General features: G+C 59.2%; 16 protein-coding genes. All 16 read right to left on the bottom strand.

All coding sequences use genetic code 11. The features are described 5' to 3' along the window. Positions 1–12 precede the first annotated feature (12 nt). Entirely contained in the window at positions 13–2,619 is a 2,607-nt protein-coding gene (gene tssH / locus N5J69_RS16085; protein ID WP_279771590.1) for a type VI secretion system ATPase TssH, read from the bottom strand. Between the two features lie 55 nt (positions 2,620–2,674). Further along, a complete protein-coding gene (tssG, locus tag N5J69_RS16080; protein WP_279771589.1) occupies positions 2,675–3,721 on the bottom strand; it encodes a type VI secretion system baseplate subunit TssG in 1,047 nt (348 codons plus the stop codon). Beyond that, positions 3,718–5,589, bottom strand: coding sequence for a type VI secretion system baseplate subunit TssF (gene tssF / locus N5J69_RS16075; RefSeq protein ID WP_279771588.1), 1,872 nt, complete (start codon positions 5,587–5,589; stop codon positions 3,718–3,720). Before tssF ends, tssG begins: the two co-directional genes overlap by 4 nt. A 2-nt stretch (positions 5,590–5,591) precedes the next feature. Further along, positions 5,592–6,167 carry a type VI secretion system baseplate subunit TssE gene (gene tssE / locus N5J69_RS16070; protein ID WP_279771587.1) on the bottom strand — a complete coding sequence of 192 codons (576 nt, stop codon included), beginning with the start codon at positions 6,165–6,167 and terminating at the stop codon, positions 5,592–5,594. Then, on the bottom strand, positions 6,157–6,984 hold the full coding sequence (locus tag N5J69_RS16065) for a type VI secretion system accessory protein TagJ (RefSeq protein WP_279771586.1): 828 nt from the start codon (positions 6,982–6,984) through the stop codon (positions 6,157–6,159). The genes tssE and N5J69_RS16065 overlap by 11 nt, the downstream gene beginning before the upstream one ends. A 16-nt stretch (positions 6,985–7,000) precedes the next feature. Next, entirely contained in the window at positions 7,001–7,975 is a 975-nt protein-coding gene (locus N5J69_RS16060; RefSeq protein WP_279771585.1) for a hypothetical protein, read from the bottom strand. Between the two features lie 10 nt (positions 7,976–7,985). Next, positions 7,986–8,777: a protein phosphatase 2C domain-containing protein gene (locus N5J69_RS16055; protein ID WP_279771584.1), complete on the bottom strand. Its 792-nt coding sequence runs from the start codon at positions 8,775–8,777 to the stop codon at positions 7,986–7,988. Beyond that, positions 8,774–10,642 (bottom strand): type VI secretion system-associated FHA domain protein TagH, encoded by a 1,869-nt coding sequence (tagH, locus tag N5J69_RS16050; protein WP_279771583.1) that lies wholly within the window; start codon positions 10,640–10,642, stop codon positions 8,774–8,776. Before tagH ends, N5J69_RS16055 begins: the two co-directional genes overlap by 4 nt. 389 nt (positions 10,643–11,031) lie before the next feature. Then, on the bottom strand, positions 11,032–11,430 hold the full coding sequence (locus N5J69_RS16045) for a lysozyme inhibitor LprI family protein (RefSeq protein ID WP_279771582.1): 399 nt from the start codon (positions 11,428–11,430) through the stop codon (positions 11,032–11,034). Positions 11,431–11,441: 11 nt separating this feature from the next. Further along, positions 11,442–12,323, bottom strand: coding sequence for a pesticin C-terminus-like muramidase (locus tag N5J69_RS16040; RefSeq protein ID WP_279771581.1), 882 nt, complete (start codon positions 12,321–12,323; stop codon positions 11,442–11,444). 124 nt (positions 12,324–12,447) lie between these two features. Further along, on the bottom strand, positions 12,448–12,930 hold the full coding sequence (locus tag N5J69_RS16035; RefSeq protein ID WP_279771580.1) for a type VI secretion system tube protein Hcp: 483 nt from the start codon (positions 12,928–12,930) through the stop codon (positions 12,448–12,450). 236 nt (positions 12,931–13,166) lie between these two features. Beyond that, positions 13,167–13,379 (bottom strand): hypothetical protein, encoded by a 213-nt coding sequence (locus tag N5J69_RS16030; RefSeq protein WP_279771579.1) that lies wholly within the window; start codon positions 13,377–13,379, stop codon positions 13,167–13,169. A gap of 92 nt (positions 13,380–13,471) precedes the next feature. After that, a complete protein-coding gene (gene tssC, locus N5J69_RS16025) occupies positions 13,472–14,971 on the bottom strand; it encodes a type VI secretion system contractile sheath large subunit (RefSeq protein ID WP_279771578.1) in 1,500 nt (499 codons plus the stop codon). Beyond that, positions 14,968–15,501 (bottom strand): type VI secretion system contractile sheath small subunit, encoded by a 534-nt coding sequence (gene tssB, locus N5J69_RS16020; protein WP_008925979.1) that lies wholly within the window; start codon positions 15,499–15,501, stop codon positions 14,968–14,970. The genes tssC and tssB overlap by 4 nt, the downstream gene beginning before the upstream one ends. 79 nt (positions 15,502–15,580) lie before the next feature. Continuing rightward, positions 15,581–16,588, bottom strand: coding sequence for a type VI secretion system protein TssA (tssA, locus tag N5J69_RS16015; protein WP_279771626.1), 1,008 nt, complete (start codon positions 16,586–16,588; stop codon positions 15,581–15,583). Between the two features lie 16 nt (positions 16,589–16,604). Next, positions 16,605–17,321, bottom strand: coding sequence for a type VI secretion system-associated protein TagF (gene tagF / locus N5J69_RS16010; RefSeq protein WP_279771577.1), 717 nt, complete (start codon positions 17,319–17,321; stop codon positions 16,605–16,607). Positions 17,322–17,326: the final 5 nt, after the last annotated feature.

Raw genomic sequence — 17,326 nt, 5'->3', positions numbered from 1 at the left:
GATAGCTAGGCTTTAAACAGCGAACTGGCAGACAAATTCGCCCTGCTCACAACGCACCTCAACGCGGCGATAACGTTCATCGCGGGCCTGGGCACTCAGCAGTATCTGGCTCATCTGCGGCAACAGCGTGTTGGTGAGGATAGCATCCACCATGCGACCGCCCGACTCCACCTCGGTGCAGCGCTGCACGATCTGGCTCACCACCGACTCGTCAATCTGCGCCTCAATGCCATGATTGTCGGCCAGACGACGCACAATGCGCGCCAGCTGCAGCCGCACAATCTCCGCCAGCATCGCGTCACTGAGCGGGTAATAAGGGACCACCAGCAGACGGCCCAGCAGCGCAGGCGGGAACACCTCCAGCAGCGGCTTACGCAGTGCGGTGCTCAGGGCGTCAGGATCCGGCATCAGTTCAGGATCGGCACACATCGCGCTGATGAGCGTCGTACCGACATTCGAGGTCAGAATGATGATGGTGTTGCGGAAGTCGATGTGACGCCCTTCGCCATCTTCCATCCAGCCTTTGTCGAACACCTGGAAGAACAGCTCATGCACGTCCGGGTGGGCTTTCTCAATTTCATCCAGCAGCACTACGCTGTAGGGGCGACGGCGCACCGCTTCCGTAAGCACGCCACCTTCGCCGTAACCGACGTAGCCTGGCGGGGCACCTTTCAGCGTCGAAACGGTGTGCGCCTCCTGAAACTCACTCATGTTGATGGTGATGATGTTCTGCTCGCCGCCGTAAAGCGACTCGGCCAGCGCCAGCGCGGTCTCGGTTTTTCCGACGCCGGACGGGCCGCACAGCATAAAGACGCCCGCCGGTTTGTTGGGGTTATCGAGGCGTGCGCGCGTGGTGCGCACCCGCTTCGCGATCAGCTCCAGACCGTGACGCTGGCCGATGACGCGCTGGTTCAGGGTATCCGCCAGATTCAGCACGGCGTCGATCTCATTCTTCACCATCCGGCCCAGCGGAATGCCGGTCCAGTCCGAGACCACGGCCGCCACCACGCCCGCATCGACGGCGGCAAACAGCAGCGGCGTGTCGCCCTGCAGTGCTGTGAGCTGCTGCTGCGTTGCATCACGCTGGTCACGCAGCACGGGATCCTCTTCCGTCACACAGCGGGCCCGCAGCGCAATCAGCGTTTCGACCAGCTCGCGCTCCTGCAGCCAGCGCTGTTGCAGCGCATCGCGTTCGGCTTCCAGCGCTGCGCGTTCGCCGGCAATCGCCTGCTGGCGGGTCACATCGCCAGGACCGACCCTGATTTCGCGTTCCACGATCTCCGCTTCAATTTCCAGCGCGGCCAGACGGTGCAGGCAATCTTCCAGCGCCGCAGGCTGTGCGCCCTGGCTGACCGCCACGCGGGCACAGGCGGTATCCAGCAGCGCCACCGCTTTGTCAGGCAGCTGGCGCGCCGGAATATAGCGATGCGACAGTTTTACCGCCGCACTGACCGCATTATCCAGCAGCAGTACCCGATGATGTTTCTCCAGCGCGCTGACGGTACTGCGCAGCATCAGAATCGCTTTGGCTTCATCCGGCTCCTGCACCTGCACGGTCTGGAAGCGACGGGTCAGCGCCGGATCTATCTCAATGTACTTTTTGTATTCAGCCCAGGTGGTCGCGCCGATGGTGCGCAGCTGTCCGCGTGCCAGCGCCGGTTTCAGCAGGTTGGCGGCATCGCCGGTGCCCTGCTGCCCGCCCGCGCCGACCAGGGTGTGGATCTCATCAACAAACAGCACAATCGGCGTCGGGCTGGACTGCACCTCATTGATCAGTGCCTGCAATCGCGCTTCGAACTCCCCTTTCATCCCGGCACCGGCCTGCAGCAGGCCGATATCCAGCAGCCAGAGCTGCACCTCGCGCAGTGGCGCAGGGACATCGCCCGCCGCGATGCGCAGCGCAAGGCCTTCGACCACCGCCGTTTTGCCGACGCCCGCTTCGCCGGTCAGCAGCGGGTTATTCTGACGACGACGCATCAGGATATCGACCATCTGGCGGATCTCATCGTCACGTCCGGTCACCGGGTCGATGCGGCCTTCACGGGCGCGCGCAGTCAGGTCCTGCCCGTACTGTTCCAGCGTGGTGCCGCTGGCCGCTGGCGGTGCGCCTGCATCAGACGGGGCGCTCAGCGCCTGCTGCGCTTCTTTGCTGTTGCTGAGCAGCGTGTCGAACTGCTCCAGCAGGGCATCCGCATTCACGCGGCTGAACTGGCCGGAGATGCCTTTCAGTACGCTGGCCAGGTTAAAGGTTTTGAGGATGCCGATCAGCAGATGGCCGCCGCGAATACGGGTTGCGCCATATTTCAGCGAGGCGTAAACCCACGCCCGCTCGACGGCGCTGTCGATATGCTCGGAGAGGTCAGAGACCGCACTGGCACCGCGTGGCAGGCGATCCAGCGCGGCAACGATGTCCTGCGTCAGGGCCTTTTCATCCAGTGAAAAATGTGTGATGACCTGCTGTAAATCGCCATCCTGCTGCTGCATCAACTGATGCAGCCAGTGCACCAGCTCAACATAGGGGTTGCCGCGCAGTTTGCAAAAGGCGGTGGCGCTTTCCAGCGAGGTAAATAACAGCGTATCCAGTTTGCCGAATAGTACGGCACGGCTGATTTCTGACATAGGGGGACTCTCTTCAATGAAAGACGCAGGCTGTGTAACAGGGAAAGCGGCTGGGCTAGCGCGGGGCAGCCTCAACCTCAAACAAAAAATCTTCACGATCGTGCGGCTGCGGCGCGTGCCCCAGCCAGCTGGTGTAACCGAGTCGGGCACCACCACCCAGCGCCACACCCTGCACCGCGTCAGCGGCGAGGATCAGGCTGAGATCCCACTGCATTTCGATACCGAGGTAGTGCCGCACCCAGTCGCGCACTTCCTGCGCGCCGGGCGCATCGGGCAGGAAATGCGCATACTGAGCGGCGCTGAGCGGCCCCAGATGCAGGCGGAAGCGGTGCTGCACGTCACGCACCGCCACACCGAGAAAGGCCGAGGTGCCCAGACGGGGCATATGGCGTCCCGCGCCCAGCCGGGCCTGATCGCGGCTGTCCAGCGTCAGCCAGTGCGGCAGATTCTGCGTGAGCCTGACCGGTACGCCAAAGTAGTGGCGCAGGATGCGCACCAGCCCTTCGGCATCGTGACCGTGACGGCTGAGATGCCCCACCAGCATCAGGCGGGCATGGAGACTCAGCGAGCTGGCCTGCTGCTGGGCCGGTAAACCGATGCCCGCCAGGCAGGCAAGGTAGTTGAGAAAGCGACTGTCATCAGGGCGGTCCAGTGACACGGTTGGCTGCGCATCCGCCCAGGCGCGATAAAACAGCAGCGTGGCGCGATGGTGAAACAAGTCAGCAAACGCCGCCAGGCTGTGATCCTGATGATGCACGATGCGTTCGTGCACATATTCGGTCAGATGGGTCGGCAGCGGGCCGTTAGGGCCAAACAGGCCAAAGCTGTAAATCGACAGCGCGTGCCGCCCTGTGTCGTCACACGGCGTGGCGCTGGCGACGGTGGCGGGCGCAAACGCCAGTGATGGCGTCTGACCGATGCGCACCGGTTCGAACTTCGGCAGCGGCGCACGACCCAGCGGATAGCGCTGGCCGCCCTGCGCATCCAGCCGCCGCAGCAGCTGAAACAGGTCATAGCGCCACGGTGCGGCCATCACTTTCTGCCAGAAATCCTCCGGCAGACGGGTCAGCCGTGGCAGTGAAACAACTTTATCGCCACTCATATCAGCGCTTTCCGGCCCATGCGCGGTGGCCAGTAGCCCACTTCGCCACGCTGCTGGCTGTTCAGGGTGAACTCCGTAAAGCTGTTCAGCGCTACGAGGCGGCCACAGACCCGCTCCAGCACGCTGCCGAACAACCACGGGCTGGCACCTGAAAACGCCTGCTCATCCACCTCCAGCGTAATGCTGACACCGCGGGCAAACACCACCGGGCCGGGTTCAGGCACACGGCGGTTAACCGCGCTGAGCGTACAGTGGCGGATGCCGTCGATCTGGCGGGCAACCGGCGCTTCCGCAAGGTTGGCATAGAGGCTGAGCAGCTGGCGCAGTGCCGCCGCACCTTCACCCTCGCTGCTGTCCATCAGGCTGAGGTAATTCATCTGCAGGTGGCTGATCAGCCGCCACGCTGAAAGTCCCTCGGCCAGCGCCGGACGCGGTGGCGTCGGCCCCTTACACAGTTTCAGCCCGGCGACCGGAATTGAATCCGGCATCACAAAGTTGCCCTGATCCTGCTGCAGCATGAGCGGCAGATCGCGGCTGGTACACATCACGTCAGCCGAGAGGTAGCGTACCTCATCGCGCCACGGCGTATGATGCTCATCCACCAGCGACAGGAAGACTTCTGAACCGATGTAGCCGGTGCGCGTACCGTAGCGCTGCGCCTGTTCTGACAGGGTGCGCTGTTCGCGGCGGAGCGAGAAGTAAGCGCCGTAATCACCCTGATCGCCGCTGAAGGTGCTCCAGAACGGACGGAAAATCTGCTCCTCCCGCTTGCCTTCCACAGTGGCGAACAGCCGCTGCACCGAATGCACCTCATAATCCAGCGGCCGGATGTTATCCACCACCAGATGATATTCATGCTGGCTGTCGCTGACCTTCAGGCGCTCAGCGGTTTTCGGAAACAGATTGATGACCGGCGTGCAGTGCAGCGCCAGATGCGTGTTATCGACCACGCTTTCCAGTGCGCTGTCCGCTTTGTCGAGCAGAATGATGATGTCGAATGCGGTAGCGTTGTCGCAGCGGCGCAGAAACGGCGCAAGCTGGTTCAGGCTGATAAACTGGAAGCGAGCCGGGAAAGCAAAATATTCCTGCAGCAGCCGGTAGCCGTCGAAGTTGCGCAGATCGTCCGGCAGCAGCGCCTGCTCCGGCGCAAAGCCCTCCTGCTGCAGGGCAGCATCCGGCAGCACCTGACGCTGAGGCCGCTGCTCTGCCGACTGAAGCACGATGCCCACCCGATGCTGCATCAGCAGTTCAAGCAGCTTCAGCGCCTGGATATCCGGGCCGCTCAGGAACAGCATCAGGTCATCCACGTTGAGCTGACTCAGCGAAGAGATACCTTCACAGCTGATGCGAATGCGCAGCGCACTGGCCGCGCCCAGTCCACCCAGTTTCAGCTCGCCCGTGGGCAGATCACCGGGCACGCCGCCAAGGCTGACCTCGCTGATATGCAGCGGATGCAGCGCGACATCCTGCGCGGTCGTGTAGCTGCAGGTCACGCCGGTTTTTTTCAGGTTCTGGCTCTCCATCATGGTGCCACGCGGCACGCGAAAGCCCTGCGTGATATCGCCTTTCCGGCTGTCCGGCGTCAGCTGGGCGATCGCCATTGATGGCGTGGGCGAAAGATAGGAAGGCGCAATCATCTCCAGCAGACGCTGTGAGAAGCGCGGAAACTCTGCATCCATCTTCAGCTGCACGCGCGACGTCAGGAAGGCGAAGCCCTCCATCAGCCGCTCAACATACGGGTCCGCCACGTCGATGCCGTGCATACCAAGGCGTCCCGCCACTTTCGGATAACGCGTGGCGAACTCCGCGCCCATTTCGCGCAGGTAAGCCAGTTCACGGTTGTAGTAGTCGAGCAGATTGCTGTCCATGATTACCCTGCATCCTGAAGTTCGAAATGGCCGCTCTCCAGATCAACCTGAGTGCGGAACAGAAACGCCAGCGGATAAGGCACGCACCAGAGCCGCCCTTTGATCTCAATCGACAGCACGTTGTGCAGGCTGAGCGAGCCGAGATCGCTGACGCAGCGCACCTGCAATCCCTGCGGCAGAATGCGCGGCTCGAAGTGCAGAATGGCGTTGGTCATTTTGCGCTGCATATCCTGCCATTCGATATCAGAGACGTTCTGCCCGGCCAGCGGCGCTACGCCAAAATTCCAGACAGAACGCTGCACCTGATCAAAGCCGCTCAGATCCTGCTGCGCTTCGTTATTAATGGTGTTAAACAGCCACTGCAAATCGCGTAATACGTGGCGGCGCAGCGTGCTGTGGCTGATCAGCATGCTGTTCTCCGCCTCCTTCTGCTTGTCCGGCGCGTTGTCGGTGAGGCGATCAAGCAGTGAGGATTGCAGCTTGTCGCGGGCGGTTAACGCATCGCGCTTTTTGCGCGCACGAAAGCCGCCATGCAGCTGGGCATAGCCGTCGTTCTGCGCGCCTGAATCATGGCTCATCGGCAGACTCAACGCTGTCGAACGCGACCTGCTGCAGGCTCAGCAGCGGGAATTCCATGCTGTCACTGAGCCACATTTTTTGTCCGTGGCCGATGAACTGCTCCGAATCGTCGCCCGGTTGCTGCCATTCCGTGACGCTGGCACGCAGAAAACGCTCGTCGCCACCCGCCAGCAGCGGATAGCGCGCCGGGATCTGACACACCTGTTCACTGCCGTCCACCAGCTGCACCCGCGTATGACGCCACACAAGGTCGGTAACGCTGACGGGGGCCTGAAACTGCATCTCACGGATCGCGGCAAACGGGATCCAGTAATAACGCCCCTGATTGATCACTTCACACACCGGCCCGAAACGGCTGTCGCCGTCCATCAGCCAGCTGAAGGCGGTGGGCTGATCCTGCTGCGTCGCGGTGCCGGGATTGGCGGCAGCGAGGTCGAGTGCGTCGGCACGCAATGCGCTGCCGCGTGCAACATCACCCGCGATATCGGCCTTTACTGCGGCCAGCAGTGTGTCGCACCAGTGCCATGCGCTGCCCGGCAGCACCGGCTGTGCTTCTCCGCGCAGTACCGCGTCGCGCTGCAGCTCACCGGCAATCGCCTGCTGCAGCAGATTGACCGTGGGTTGTGCCTGCGGGCTTAGCGCCAGCCAGGACTGCAGTTGCGTCTGCGCACGCGTCCAGTTGCCCGCCAGACAAAGCAGCTGTACAAAGGCGGCACGCAGGTCGGCATTCGCCGGATTTGCCTGAATCTGGCGGGTGACGTCAGCCAGCGTTTCGCTGAGCGTGGCGTTCGCAAGATGATGTTGTAAGGATTCCATGCAAACTCCTTTTGCGTCAGTTAAGGGTGCGATAGACCGCAGCGGCGGGATCTCTCAGTTCAGGGTGCAGTTTTTCCACCAGCTGTACGCTCAGCGTGGCATCACCGCTGACCCACGGAGACCAGACTTTGCGAACTTCCTGCAGACGCGCCTGCAGCGCACTCGCATCAGCGGCTTCACTGGCGGGCATCTGCACCACCACCTGACGCGTTGCCTGCCAGCCGTTAAAGCGGTTGCTGAACGGCAGAACCAGCCAGCTCTCCGGGGATTTTTCGTTGCTCAGCACCATGCGCTCACTGTTGACCGTGGTGATGTGCAGTTCGGCGGTGGGAGACTGACTGTTCAGCCCCATCACCGGGAAGCCCTGCAGGAAAGTCACGCCGACGGCCGCCGGTGCGCCGTTACCCTGCTGCGTCAGGCGGCTGTGTCCGCTGAGCCAGCCATCAGAACCGCAGACCAGCCCCTGCTTTGCTGGCACAAACAGCGCGCTGCCCTGCGCCGGATGCTGCCACCAGGTGCGGAAATGACAGCCATCAAGCAAACTGAACTGCAGCCACGGCGAGGTGTCAGCCTGGGCGGCATTCGCCAATGCATCAGCGGGCACGGCAGACGTGGCGGGCTGTTGCTGTGGCGGCGCGGTCGGGGTCACCACGGTTTTCCACTGCTGGGCGCGGGCAGCGCTGCCGGTGGCGATCTCACCGCCCTCTGCATCCGTCAGCTGCCAGTGCAGCTGCTGCAGCGGTTTACACTGCGACGCCATCAATCCCGCAACGCGAGGCAGGAAGGTTTTCAGCACCGCAGGATCTTTCTCCCCCTGCGTGACAATGCGCAGGTTAATGGTGCTGTTACACCAGCTCGCCAGCTGATTGTTTTTGACGTTATCAATCCAGACATCCAGTTTCTGAGCCGGGGACTGAACGATGCGATAGTTTTCAGCATAAGCCTGCGTGCTGAGCAGCAGCGCTGCCAGACCCAGTAATCCATATTTCATGTTGGCGTTCTCAATCTCGCAGAGGGAAGAACTGCGCCGCTTCAGAGAGCGAGTGCAGTAAAGTGGTGTCCTGGGGTGATCCAATCCAGACGGCCAGCGCGCTGAAGTTATCCTGCTGCCCCTCATCCGGCTGGTCGTTTTTAATGATCTGCTGCATCAGCGTCAGCCACTCTTCCGGCGTGTTCACCATGTGCAGCGACTGCTGCATCTGCTCCAGCGATACGCCGTGCCAGAAACCATCGGTGCAGAGCAGAAAGGCATCGCCATCTTCAATCTCCACCACGTCGCTGTAGCTGGCGTCGCGCTGCTCATCACCCATCCCCAGCGCAAAATAGAGCAGGTTGCTGTTGATCCCTTCGGTGCGGTGTCCGGCATCTTTCATCTGCTGCACCAGACTGTGATCGGTGGTGACGAGATAGAGATAGCCGCGCCGGAACAGATAGAGGCGGCTGTCCCCCGCATGGGCCCAGCAGGCCAGATGATAGTCCCGGTCGATGAACAGGCTGACCATCGTGGTTCCCATCCGGCCATGTTCGCTGCTGGCTTTTTGCTGCTGACGTATGGCGTGATTGGCGTGATTGACATAGCGGCGAATCGACTGCGCATCGAGATGCGCATTGCCATCAAAGGCCTCCAGCAGGCTGCTGCGGGCAATCGACGCCGCAATCTCGCCGCCGGGGAATCCGGCCACACCGTCGCATACCACAAAGCAGGCGGAGCGTTTGCCGATGACATCACCGATCTGATCCTGATTACTGGCGCGATCGCCCTGATTCGACGTCGAGGCAATAGTGATATTCATGCGTCATCCGTGTGGGTTTGTGAGTCTTTGTACTGATTGACTTCCAGGTCATAGGCGTGCAGAAACGCTTCACCAAACAGGGTGTGGAAATCGTCCTCGATTTCGCCCGCCGTCTCGCCGTAGCGCTCAACAAAATGCTCCCACAGCGCCGCTTTCCGGCTGCCCGGCAGGCCGATGCGTGAGACCGACCCCGCCTGACGCGCCTCTTCTTCCAGCTGTTCCGGGTTAAAGGATTGCAGCATTGAGGCGATGATGGCGCGGATCCCGGCGATCATCCCCAGCTGGTGAGCCTGCAGGTCAATCAGCGCATCGCGCACGGCCTGACGCGGCGGCATAAAGCCCGGCATCCGGCTGCCGAACATCTGCATCAGCACGGTTTTACCCGACGGCAGCAGCTTGAACGGGTTGTTAGCGTCGTCGAGGATCACCGTCATGTCGGCCTTCACCCCGCGCTTGAGGATTGAACGCGACGAGAGCAGCGCGACGGTGCCCTGTGAGAACATGCTGAGCATCTGACCAAACTGCAGCATCTGCTCCCGGTCAAATTGCGGTGTCGGCTGCAAATCACGCAGGCCCATGCCCTCCAGCAGCGCATCCAGCAGTTCACCTTTCAGGGCGTCACCGCTGCTCTGGCTGGATGTGGACGGCTGCACGGCGGCGTCATGCTGATGACCCGACGCGACCGGGTCGATACGCAACCGGCCTTTTGGCGTTGGTGATGGCGCACGCTGCACCGCCTGGGGTGTCGGCAGCGTAATGCCGCCGTAGTCGTTCTGCGGATTAACGGCACCGGTCTGGCCGGGCTCCGCATCATCCGCCAGTGGCGTCTGGCGCGGGGCATCGCGGTGAGCATGGTCATCAACAGGTAAGTCGCCGCCGCTGAACAGCGGTGAGTTATCCCGTTCGTTCAGGCTGACGGAGGCCTGCTCGGGTGCGAATGCGGTGACCGGCTCAGGCTTTGCCGCCGGTTGAGGCGTGACGGGCGGCGTGGCCGGTTTCGCGGGCTCCGTCAACGCTGGCTGCGCCAGTGGCACGGCATTCCCCATCATCAGTCCCAGCGGATCGTCGTGGTTGCGCACATCCGCACTGCTCTCGCCGTCGAACAGGCTTAGCGGATCCAGTTCAGCGGCGGGCGCTTCAGCCTGCTGTGGCGCAGTGTTCTGCTGCGCCGACAGCGTGCTCGGCGTGCGGTCCTCAAAAATGCTCTGCTGCGCGAACAGCGCATCGCCGTCGTCAAACAGGCTGCTGTTTTTAGGCTGCTGACCATAATCCAGCGGCGCATCGTTGATCAGCTGTGCCAGCGGATCTTCCGGATTACGGTCTGCCGCAGCGGGCGCGGTCAGCGGATGGGCATCCGGCATTTCCGGCGCGGCTTTGCGTTTAGAGAGATCGTCGGAAATCGAAAATTCTTTCGCCAGGCTGTCCCAGATTTCGCTGGGGATGGCGGCAGTGGTGCTCGCGTTTTCGGCTGCCGGTTCACGGGGAGCCGCTGCAGGCTGGACCGGCTCAGGACGCGGAATCGCCCTTTCAGCCTGCGGTTGCTGCGCACTGTTGAGATCGCTGACCCGCAGCTGGTAATCATCAATACCCAGAATGTCGCCATCCTGCAGCTCAACCTGACGACCGCGTTCCAGCGGAATATCGTTGAGCAGCACGCGCGTTACATTGCCACGGTTAGTCAGGCGACATTCGCCGCTGGCGGTGATGTGCACAATGGCCTGTAGGCGCGAAAGCGTGCGGTCGTCATCCGGCAGTACCAGATTGTTGTCCACGCCGCGACCAATGGTGCCGCCAGGCGGGAAGAAGTCACAATGGGTCTGCGGCGGCTGTTGGCCCGGTTTAGTCGTTATTATCGTAAAGCGCATAACGGATTCCTGCGGTTAGCGGTTCGGCATCTATACCGCGCACCTCTCGGAGAAAGGCGCGGGGTATAGAGAGCGGAGAGTTTAATTTTGGGGTTGGGGTTATTATTTTTTTCGCTGAGTTTATTTATCTGTTTAAATAGCAGCGCTGACTTATTTTTTTAAAAACGACATTTCGTCAACACATTAATTTTCAATAAATTGATGAGGCAAATAATTCAAATAGATCCGAGGTTGATTATTATAAGAATTAACTGTGAATAACCAGTTTAGATTCAATCGACACGAAATTATTTACTGAAGATGAATAAAATTGATAACAGCGTAGTACAGAGAGTTACTTTATAGAGAATATTGTGCCCAGTCTGAAAAGTCTGAGCACGACGATATAATCAGTAAGGCAGTTGCTTAAGAATAGCAGTACGCTCTTTGTCGATGCGGATAACGCAGAGGTTGGTCGCCACCGCATTCGCATTGCTGCCTTCTTCGGCGGCGAAGGCTTCCAGCCTGCACTGACCATCACGATACTTCAGCCAGTTGCGCTGGGTATCCACCAGCGTAGCGACATAGTCATCAGCCAGTTTTTTCTGCGTGCCGTACATCTGCACAATGCGTTTTTTAGCCGTCTGGTACTCTTTGTTCAGGTCATCTTCCGCCAGCTTCTTCTGCTGAACAGTACACTGGAACAGCGCACCGTCTGAAGGCTGTTTTGCACAAGGTTCCTCAGCGAGCGCTGAAGCGCTAATGCCAAGAGAGAAAACCGCTAAAGCCAATCCATGTACTAACTTCATACTCACTCCTGTTAACGATTTTTACGAAGATAATTTGCACGACGCCTGCCAGTCTCACCTGCACTGATAGCTGGAGTACTTTCAATATAATGGATCAGTGTATCAAAATCGTTGGTCATGCCCGCCATCATCGGGCGGGGACCTTTAGTCCAGCCCTGATAAACGAAGTCCACCATGATGTCTCTGATAGCAGGATGAAGATTTTCCCAAGCGACTTTACCTGGCTGGTTATCAGTATAATTGTCATAGTTCTTCCGTGCACGTTCGACGTAGCCCGGATAAATCGCTTCAAATAAGTTAATTTGCTGCTGATGACTGATTGTACCGATAGCGGCCTGGTTATTACGAACAAACTGACGCGCCTGTTCACCTTTAAGACCCGCTCCTTTGGCGATCATGGCCGCCTGACTTGCCGGCAATCCAGCGGACTGAAGTTGTGCAGAAATACTTGCCTCAGTACGCGAACCCAGATCGTAGCCGCGACCTAAAGTCACACCGGACTCCATTTTTTCTGGCCAGTGAATATGACGGCTAAAATAGCGGCTGGTCGGAGAGTCATCCCCTTCAGCGTCAAAGGTTACCTGACCGGCACTCACCACCAGCGGACCGGTTGACGGGTTATTGACTGGTGGCGCTGCTGGCCTTGGCGGCGCATTACCCGGCACGTTTCCGCTCATCAGGCTGCTCCACGTCTTGCCATGGATATCGACAACACCATCCGGACGAGACATAAAACGGGATTGAAACTGCCTAATTGCCTCAATGGTTTTCGGTCCCATGCGGCCATCCGCACGAAGTTGTGGATATCCATTGCGCTGTAATAACTGCTGTACTGTCTTCACGTCGCCGTAATGATTACGGCCACCGACACCAACCGAGCCAGAAATACTCATTTACTATCTCCGCACAATATTGTTGATTCAGAGAGTCCTTGTAAACCGGCTGGAGAATGAGCATGACGACGCCGACTTCTCTGGCCGGGAGAAATACGCCTCCTGTACGGAGGCGTATCGCTTCTTACGCTTCTTTGTTGCCTTTTATATCCCAGCCAGCGCTGGTTTCTGCGCCTTTACCACCGGAAGAGCTCTGCTCCCAGTACTGCTGTTTCACTTTAGAAGCCTGGAAGGCATACGTTACGCCCAGTGTGTCGTCGTGCTCAGAACCCACAAACTGAACGTTAGTCACCAGCACATCTTCCAGCGTGATGCGGGTGTATTCGATTTGTGTGCCGCCCGCTTTGCAAACAGACACTTCGACTTTAGCAATGTGCTTACCGCTGGCGCAGTTTTTCAGCAGCGCGGTGACAGCCTTATCGATTTTCGCATTGATGTGCAGGTCGTTGAAATTAACTTTACCCGCACCACCACCACCGCCCACGCTCATATTGCCTGGCTGGCTGGCACCCCAGGAAAAGGAGTCAATATCGATCCATCCAGTATGATTTGAATCTTTAGATTCACCTGTGACGCCGTCCACCTTCAGATACATATCAATAGCCATTATCTTTCACTCTTTATTGGTTGAGATTATTGCTTTCAAAAAAAGCAAGGATATGGCAAAAAGAAAAGCATGGGGCTGAATAAAACAGTCCATATTTTACCTTTGCCTTGCTTCTGAAATATCGTCATAAACCATATTTCAGATAGTGCATTGCCGGGCTCCGGGCCGGGCAATGTATTAAATTCTCATGACGAACATCGGAATTCTGAACAGGAAGTCAGGGAACACAGAAGCAATTAATACCTTTCCCTAAGCTTGTGCCCGGCCCAGTAAAAACCTAATGACGCAGTGACTGAAAGAGTAATCAGGATGCCGTTGATTATTTTCTCCATCATCGTGACATTCCAGTCAAAGACGAAGAGGTAATAACCTGCGCATGTGGATAAAATCAGGGCTGAAATAAAAACCAGCAGATAATGGAATAAATACAGAGCTAATTTTTTAACCATTCTTTTATCCTCCCTGACATTCATTCAGCAACCTTTCTGCCAGGCATCAGGCGCAAAACCCTTTTGCGCCTGATAACCCTGCGACTCAGCCCTTAAGCATTATCATTTTTCAGTGACGGCAGCTTAGAGACCAGACGCAGAGAAACCGTCAGGCCTTCCAGCTGGTAGTGCGGACGCAGGAAGAACTTCGCGGCGTAATAGCCTGGGTTATCTTCCTGCTCTTCCACATTCACTTCGGCTGCGGCCAGCGGCTTACGTGACTTGGTCTCCTGGGAGGAGTTAGCCGGATCGCCATCGACGTAGTTCATCACCCAGTCGTTCAGCCAGCGCTCCATCTCATCACGCTCGCGGAAGGAGCCGATCTTGTCACGCACGATGCACTTCAGGTAATGCGCGAAGCGGCAGCAGGCGAACAGATAAGGCAGACGTGCGGCCAGACGGGCATTCGCCGTCGCATCGGCGTCGTGATACTCCATCGGTTTCTGCAATGACTGCGCACCAATAAAGGCCGCGAAATCAGAGTTTTTGCGGTGTACCAGCGGCATAAAGCCGTTTTTCGCCAGTTCGGCTTCACGGCGATCGCTGATGGCGATTTCAGTCGGACACTTCATGTCCACGCCGCCGTCGTCGCTTGGGAAGGTATGGCACGGCAGGTTTTCCACCGCCCCGCCCGACTCTACGCCGCGGATTGCGGTACACCAGCCATACTCTTTGAACGAGCGGTTGATGTTCGCCGCCATCGCGTAGGCCGCGTTGCTCCAGGTGTAGTTGCCGTGATCGGAACCGTCGGTCTGCTCTTCGAAATCGAAGCTGTCGACCGGGTTGGTGCGGATGCCATAAGGCAGACGCGACAGGAAGCGCGGCATAACCAGACCCAGATAGCGTGCATCTTCCGACTCACGCAGGCTGCGCCAGGCGGCATATTCGGTGTTCTGGAAGATTTTGGTCAGATCGCGCGGATTCGCCAGCTCCTGCCACGACTCCATCTGCATCACTTCCGGCGCGGTGCCGGTGATAAACGGACAGTGCGCCGCCGCCCCGATGCGTGCCATCTCACCCAGCAGCTCAACATCCTGCGGGCTGTGGTCGAAGTAGTAGTCGCCCACCAGGCAGCCAAACGGCTCGCCGCCGAACTGACCATACTCCTGCTCATAAACCTTCTTGAACAGCGGGCTTTGATCCCAGCCGGCGCCCTTGTAACGTTTCAGGGTACGACCCAGCTCCTGCTTCGAGATGCTCATAAAACGGATTTTCAGCATCTCGTCGGTTTCGGTGTTGTTCACCAGATAGCTCAGGCCGCGCCAGGCGCTTTCCAGCGACTGAAACTCCGGGTGGTGAATAATCTGGTTCACCTGCTGCGACAGCTTTTCGTCAATCTCCGCGATCAGCGACTGAATGGTGCGATAGGCGTCGCTGGAGACGGTGACGGTGTTCTCCAGCGCCTGCTGCGCCAGCGTTTTTACCGCGCTTTCCACGGCGGCTCGCGCCTGGTCGCTCTTAGGCCGGAACTCTTTGTTCAGTAGCGCGCTGAACTCATCCTGACTGAAACTGGCTGCGCCCTGCGACTGCGGTTGTTGTGAAGTCTGCGTCATGCCTGCGGCTCCTTACCTTCAGTGGCCTCATCCTGCTTTGGCAGATGGGTCAGCGCCTGCAGCAGCGTTGGGTCCTGCAGCACCTTACCAATCAGCTCTTCCGCACCGTTTTTGCCGTCCATGTAGGTCAGCAGGTTCGCCAGCTGGGTACGCGCTTCCAGCAGCTTGCTCAGCGGCTCAACGTTGCGGGCCACGGCATCCGGCGAAAAGTCATCCATGCTGTCAAAGGTCAGATCGATATTCAGCTTGCCTTCGCCATTCAGGGTGTTGTCTACCTGGAACGCAGCGCGTGGCTTCAGCGCTTTCATGCGCTCATCGAAGTTGTCGATGTCGATCTCAAGGAATTTGCGTTCGTCGATGCCGGGCTGCGGCTCCAGCGGTTTACCCACCAGATCCGCCAGCACGCCCATCACAAACGGCAGCTGGATTTTGCGTTCCGCGCCATAAATTTCCACGTCATATTCAATCTGAACGCGAGGCGCGCGATTGCGGGCAATGAACTTCTGCCCACTGGATTTGCTTGTTGCCATGGTTTTCTCCATCAATGATGCGCGGATAAAGGGTCACAGCAGGCGCGCAGGTCCCGCTGTGTGAGTGCGTCACGCCTGCTTAGTCGCGACGTCCGAAAATAGTTTCCAGCTGATGCACGCCATCGGGGGCCAGTTCGCGGATGATCTCCAGGAAGTCACGCTCGATTAAACGCTGCACCCGGTCGATCATCAGCGGGGCCGGGTGACTCGGCTCATGCTGGGTGAAGTAGAGCTTCACTTTCTCCAGCATCAGCTGCGCGTCGGCGCGGGAAGCGATCTGCACCGTGCGCCAGTCGGCAGCAGCGCGTGGGGTTGCCACCGGTTCAGCGGTGTCTGTGGGTTGCGCCACCGCCGCCACGGGAATCAGCTGGCTGAGATCCGTGGCCTGACAGCGTTCGGCAATCAGCGCAATCTGCCTGCGCAGCTGAGCCAGTTCCGGCACCGCCGCATCGCCCAGCCGTTCGGCCACGGTTTCGCAGATGGTCTGCAGCCGTTCGTGAATCTGCAGCACCGCCTCAATGCCTGGCTGGTCGCCGCGTGCCAGTTCGTCGATCAGACGCGGCAGGCCACCGGGATAATCTGCCACCTCGGTTTTACTGCCGTCGCACAGGGCAGCCGCATCGCGCAGCGTGATGCCGTCCGAGGGGTAGCGCAGCAGCCAGCACTGGCGCACCGCACCGCTCAGGGCCGTCTTGTCACCCAGCAGCGCCAGGGCATTAATGCGGTAGAACGGGTCCTGCTCGCCGAACTCTTCCAGCCGGGGCCAGAGCGGTTCCCAGTAAAGCAACAGCGCCTGTTCAATCAGCTTCAGGCCCTGGGCATAACCCGGCAGCCCTTTCAGCTCGGTCCAGGCGTGGGTCAGCGCCAGCATCACCCGTAAATCTTTGCTGCGGGCCAGCAGCGCTATCGCCAGTTTCTCAACTTTGTTCCAGTCGGCGGGTTCCGCCGGAATGATGGTGTTGCCGAACTGCTGTTCCGCTTTACCGGCGCTGGCCTGCTCCATCGCCTGAAAATCGGCGTCATATTCCAGGTTATCGCCGCCGGGGTTGTCATCACTGACCGGAGCCAGCAAAGCCTCTGTGTTCATCGTCATGCGTGTCGCCTCAGGATTCAAACATCGGGGGATAAAGTCCGTTTCGTCCCGGCTTTGCCCCACCGGCCGGATCAAACAGCAATGAAAAAAGCTGGGCGGTAAAATTACCGCTGTGAACCTGGGTATAGAGCGGGAAACCGTCACTCTGATTGGTCCACCAGAAACTGGTGTAGAACTGCGGATCGAAGTTCTCGCCCGGCAGCGTCCAGTTCAGCGTCGAGGGGGTATCACCATGCCCAATGACGTTGAGAATATCTGACGGCTCGCCGGTCTCCTGCGAGGGTTGCGGCTGCGGAATGCTGATTAGCGCCTGATCCAGCTGCTCCGGTGACCCGCCGCCCTGCACCACCCGCAGCAGCGTATTGCCCACCTGCTGATACCACTCGCCGGAGCGTGCCAGCAGAGCGGGCGACCATTCGGCGGGGGTGAAGTGACGCAACGCGCAGAGGGGATAATTACGCCCCACGCTGTCCCGTGCCGCGATCAGGCAGCCCATCTGGATCAGCTGACTGCCCAGCATCGGCGGCACCACAAAATTCCAGACCGGCGCGTTGAGGAACGGGCGCGACGGCGCGTTATCCCCCTCCTGACTGCTCTGCCAGTGATGCAGGCCCACCTGAAACCAGCTGGACCATTGGCGATAGAGCACGTCAGGAAAGCGTCGCTTCACAAAGTCACCCGCGCTGGGCAATTTGCCGTACCAGCAGGGTGCAGCGTAATGAGTCATTGTCG

It is taken from the genome of Pantoea sp. GD03673, assembly GCF_029844725.1.
GTDB lineage: Bacteria > Pseudomonadota > Gammaproteobacteria > Enterobacterales > Enterobacteriaceae > Pantoea.
The sequence above is the reverse complement of the archived record's forward strand: the minus strand, read 5'-3'. Positions and strand labels throughout refer to the sequence as shown.

Bases quoted from the DNA above. Each gene is read 5' to 3' on its own strand.
- tssE (WP_279771587.1), bottom strand. From the start codon at position 6,167: ATGAGCCATGATTCAGGCGCGCAGAACGACGGCTATGCCCAGCTGCAT.
- tssF (WP_279771588.1), bottom strand. From the start codon at position 5,589: ATGGACAGCAATCTGCTCGACTACTACAACCGTGAACTGGCTTACCTG.
- tssB (WP_008925979.1), bottom strand. From the start codon at position 15,501: ATGGCAACAAGCAAATCCAGTGGGCAGAAGTTCATTGCCCGCAATCGC.
- tagH (WP_279771583.1), bottom strand. From the start codon at position 10,642: ATGCGCTTTACGATAATAACGACTAAACCGGGCCAACAGCCGCCGCAG.
- N5J69_RS16035 (WP_279771580.1), bottom strand. From the start codon at position 12,930: ATGGCTATTGATATGTATCTGAAGGTGGACGGCGTCACAGGTGAATCT.
- N5J69_RS16055 (WP_279771584.1), bottom strand. From the start codon at position 8,777: ATGAATATCACTATTGCCTCGACGTCGAATCAGGGCGATCGCGCCAGT.
- N5J69_RS16060 (WP_279771585.1), bottom strand. From the start codon at position 7,975: ATGAAATATGGATTACTGGGTCTGGCAGCGCTGCTGCTCAGCACGCAG.
- N5J69_RS16040 (WP_279771581.1), bottom strand. From the start codon at position 12,323: ATGAGTATTTCTGGCTCGGTTGGTGTCGGTGGCCGTAATCATTACGGC.
- N5J69_RS16030 (WP_279771579.1), bottom strand. From the start codon at position 13,379: ATGGTTAAAAAATTAGCTCTGTATTTATTCCATTATCTGCTGGTTTTT.
- tssA (WP_279771626.1), bottom strand. From the start codon at position 16,588: ATGAACACAGAGGCTTTGCTGGCTCCGGTCAGTGATGACAACCCCGGC.
- tagF (WP_279771577.1), bottom strand. From the start codon at position 17,321: ATGACTCATTACGCTGCACCCTGCTGGTACGGCAAATTGCCCAGCGCG.
- N5J69_RS16045 (WP_279771582.1), bottom strand. From the start codon at position 11,430: ATGAAGTTAGTACATGGATTGGCTTTAGCGGTTTTCTCTCTTGGCATT.
- tssG (WP_279771589.1), bottom strand. From the start codon at position 3,721: ATGAGTGGCGATAAAGTTGTTTCACTGCCACGGCTGACCCGTCTGCCG.
- tssH (WP_279771590.1), bottom strand. From the start codon at position 2,619: ATGTCAGAAATCAGCCGTGCCGTACTATTCGGCAAACTGGATACGCTG.
- N5J69_RS16065 (WP_279771586.1), bottom strand. From the start codon at position 6,984: ATGGAATCCTTACAACATCATCTTGCGAACGCCACGCTCAGCGAAACG.
- tssC (WP_279771578.1), bottom strand. From the start codon at position 14,971: ATGACGCAGACTTCACAACAACCGCAGTCGCAGGGCGCAGCCAGTTTC.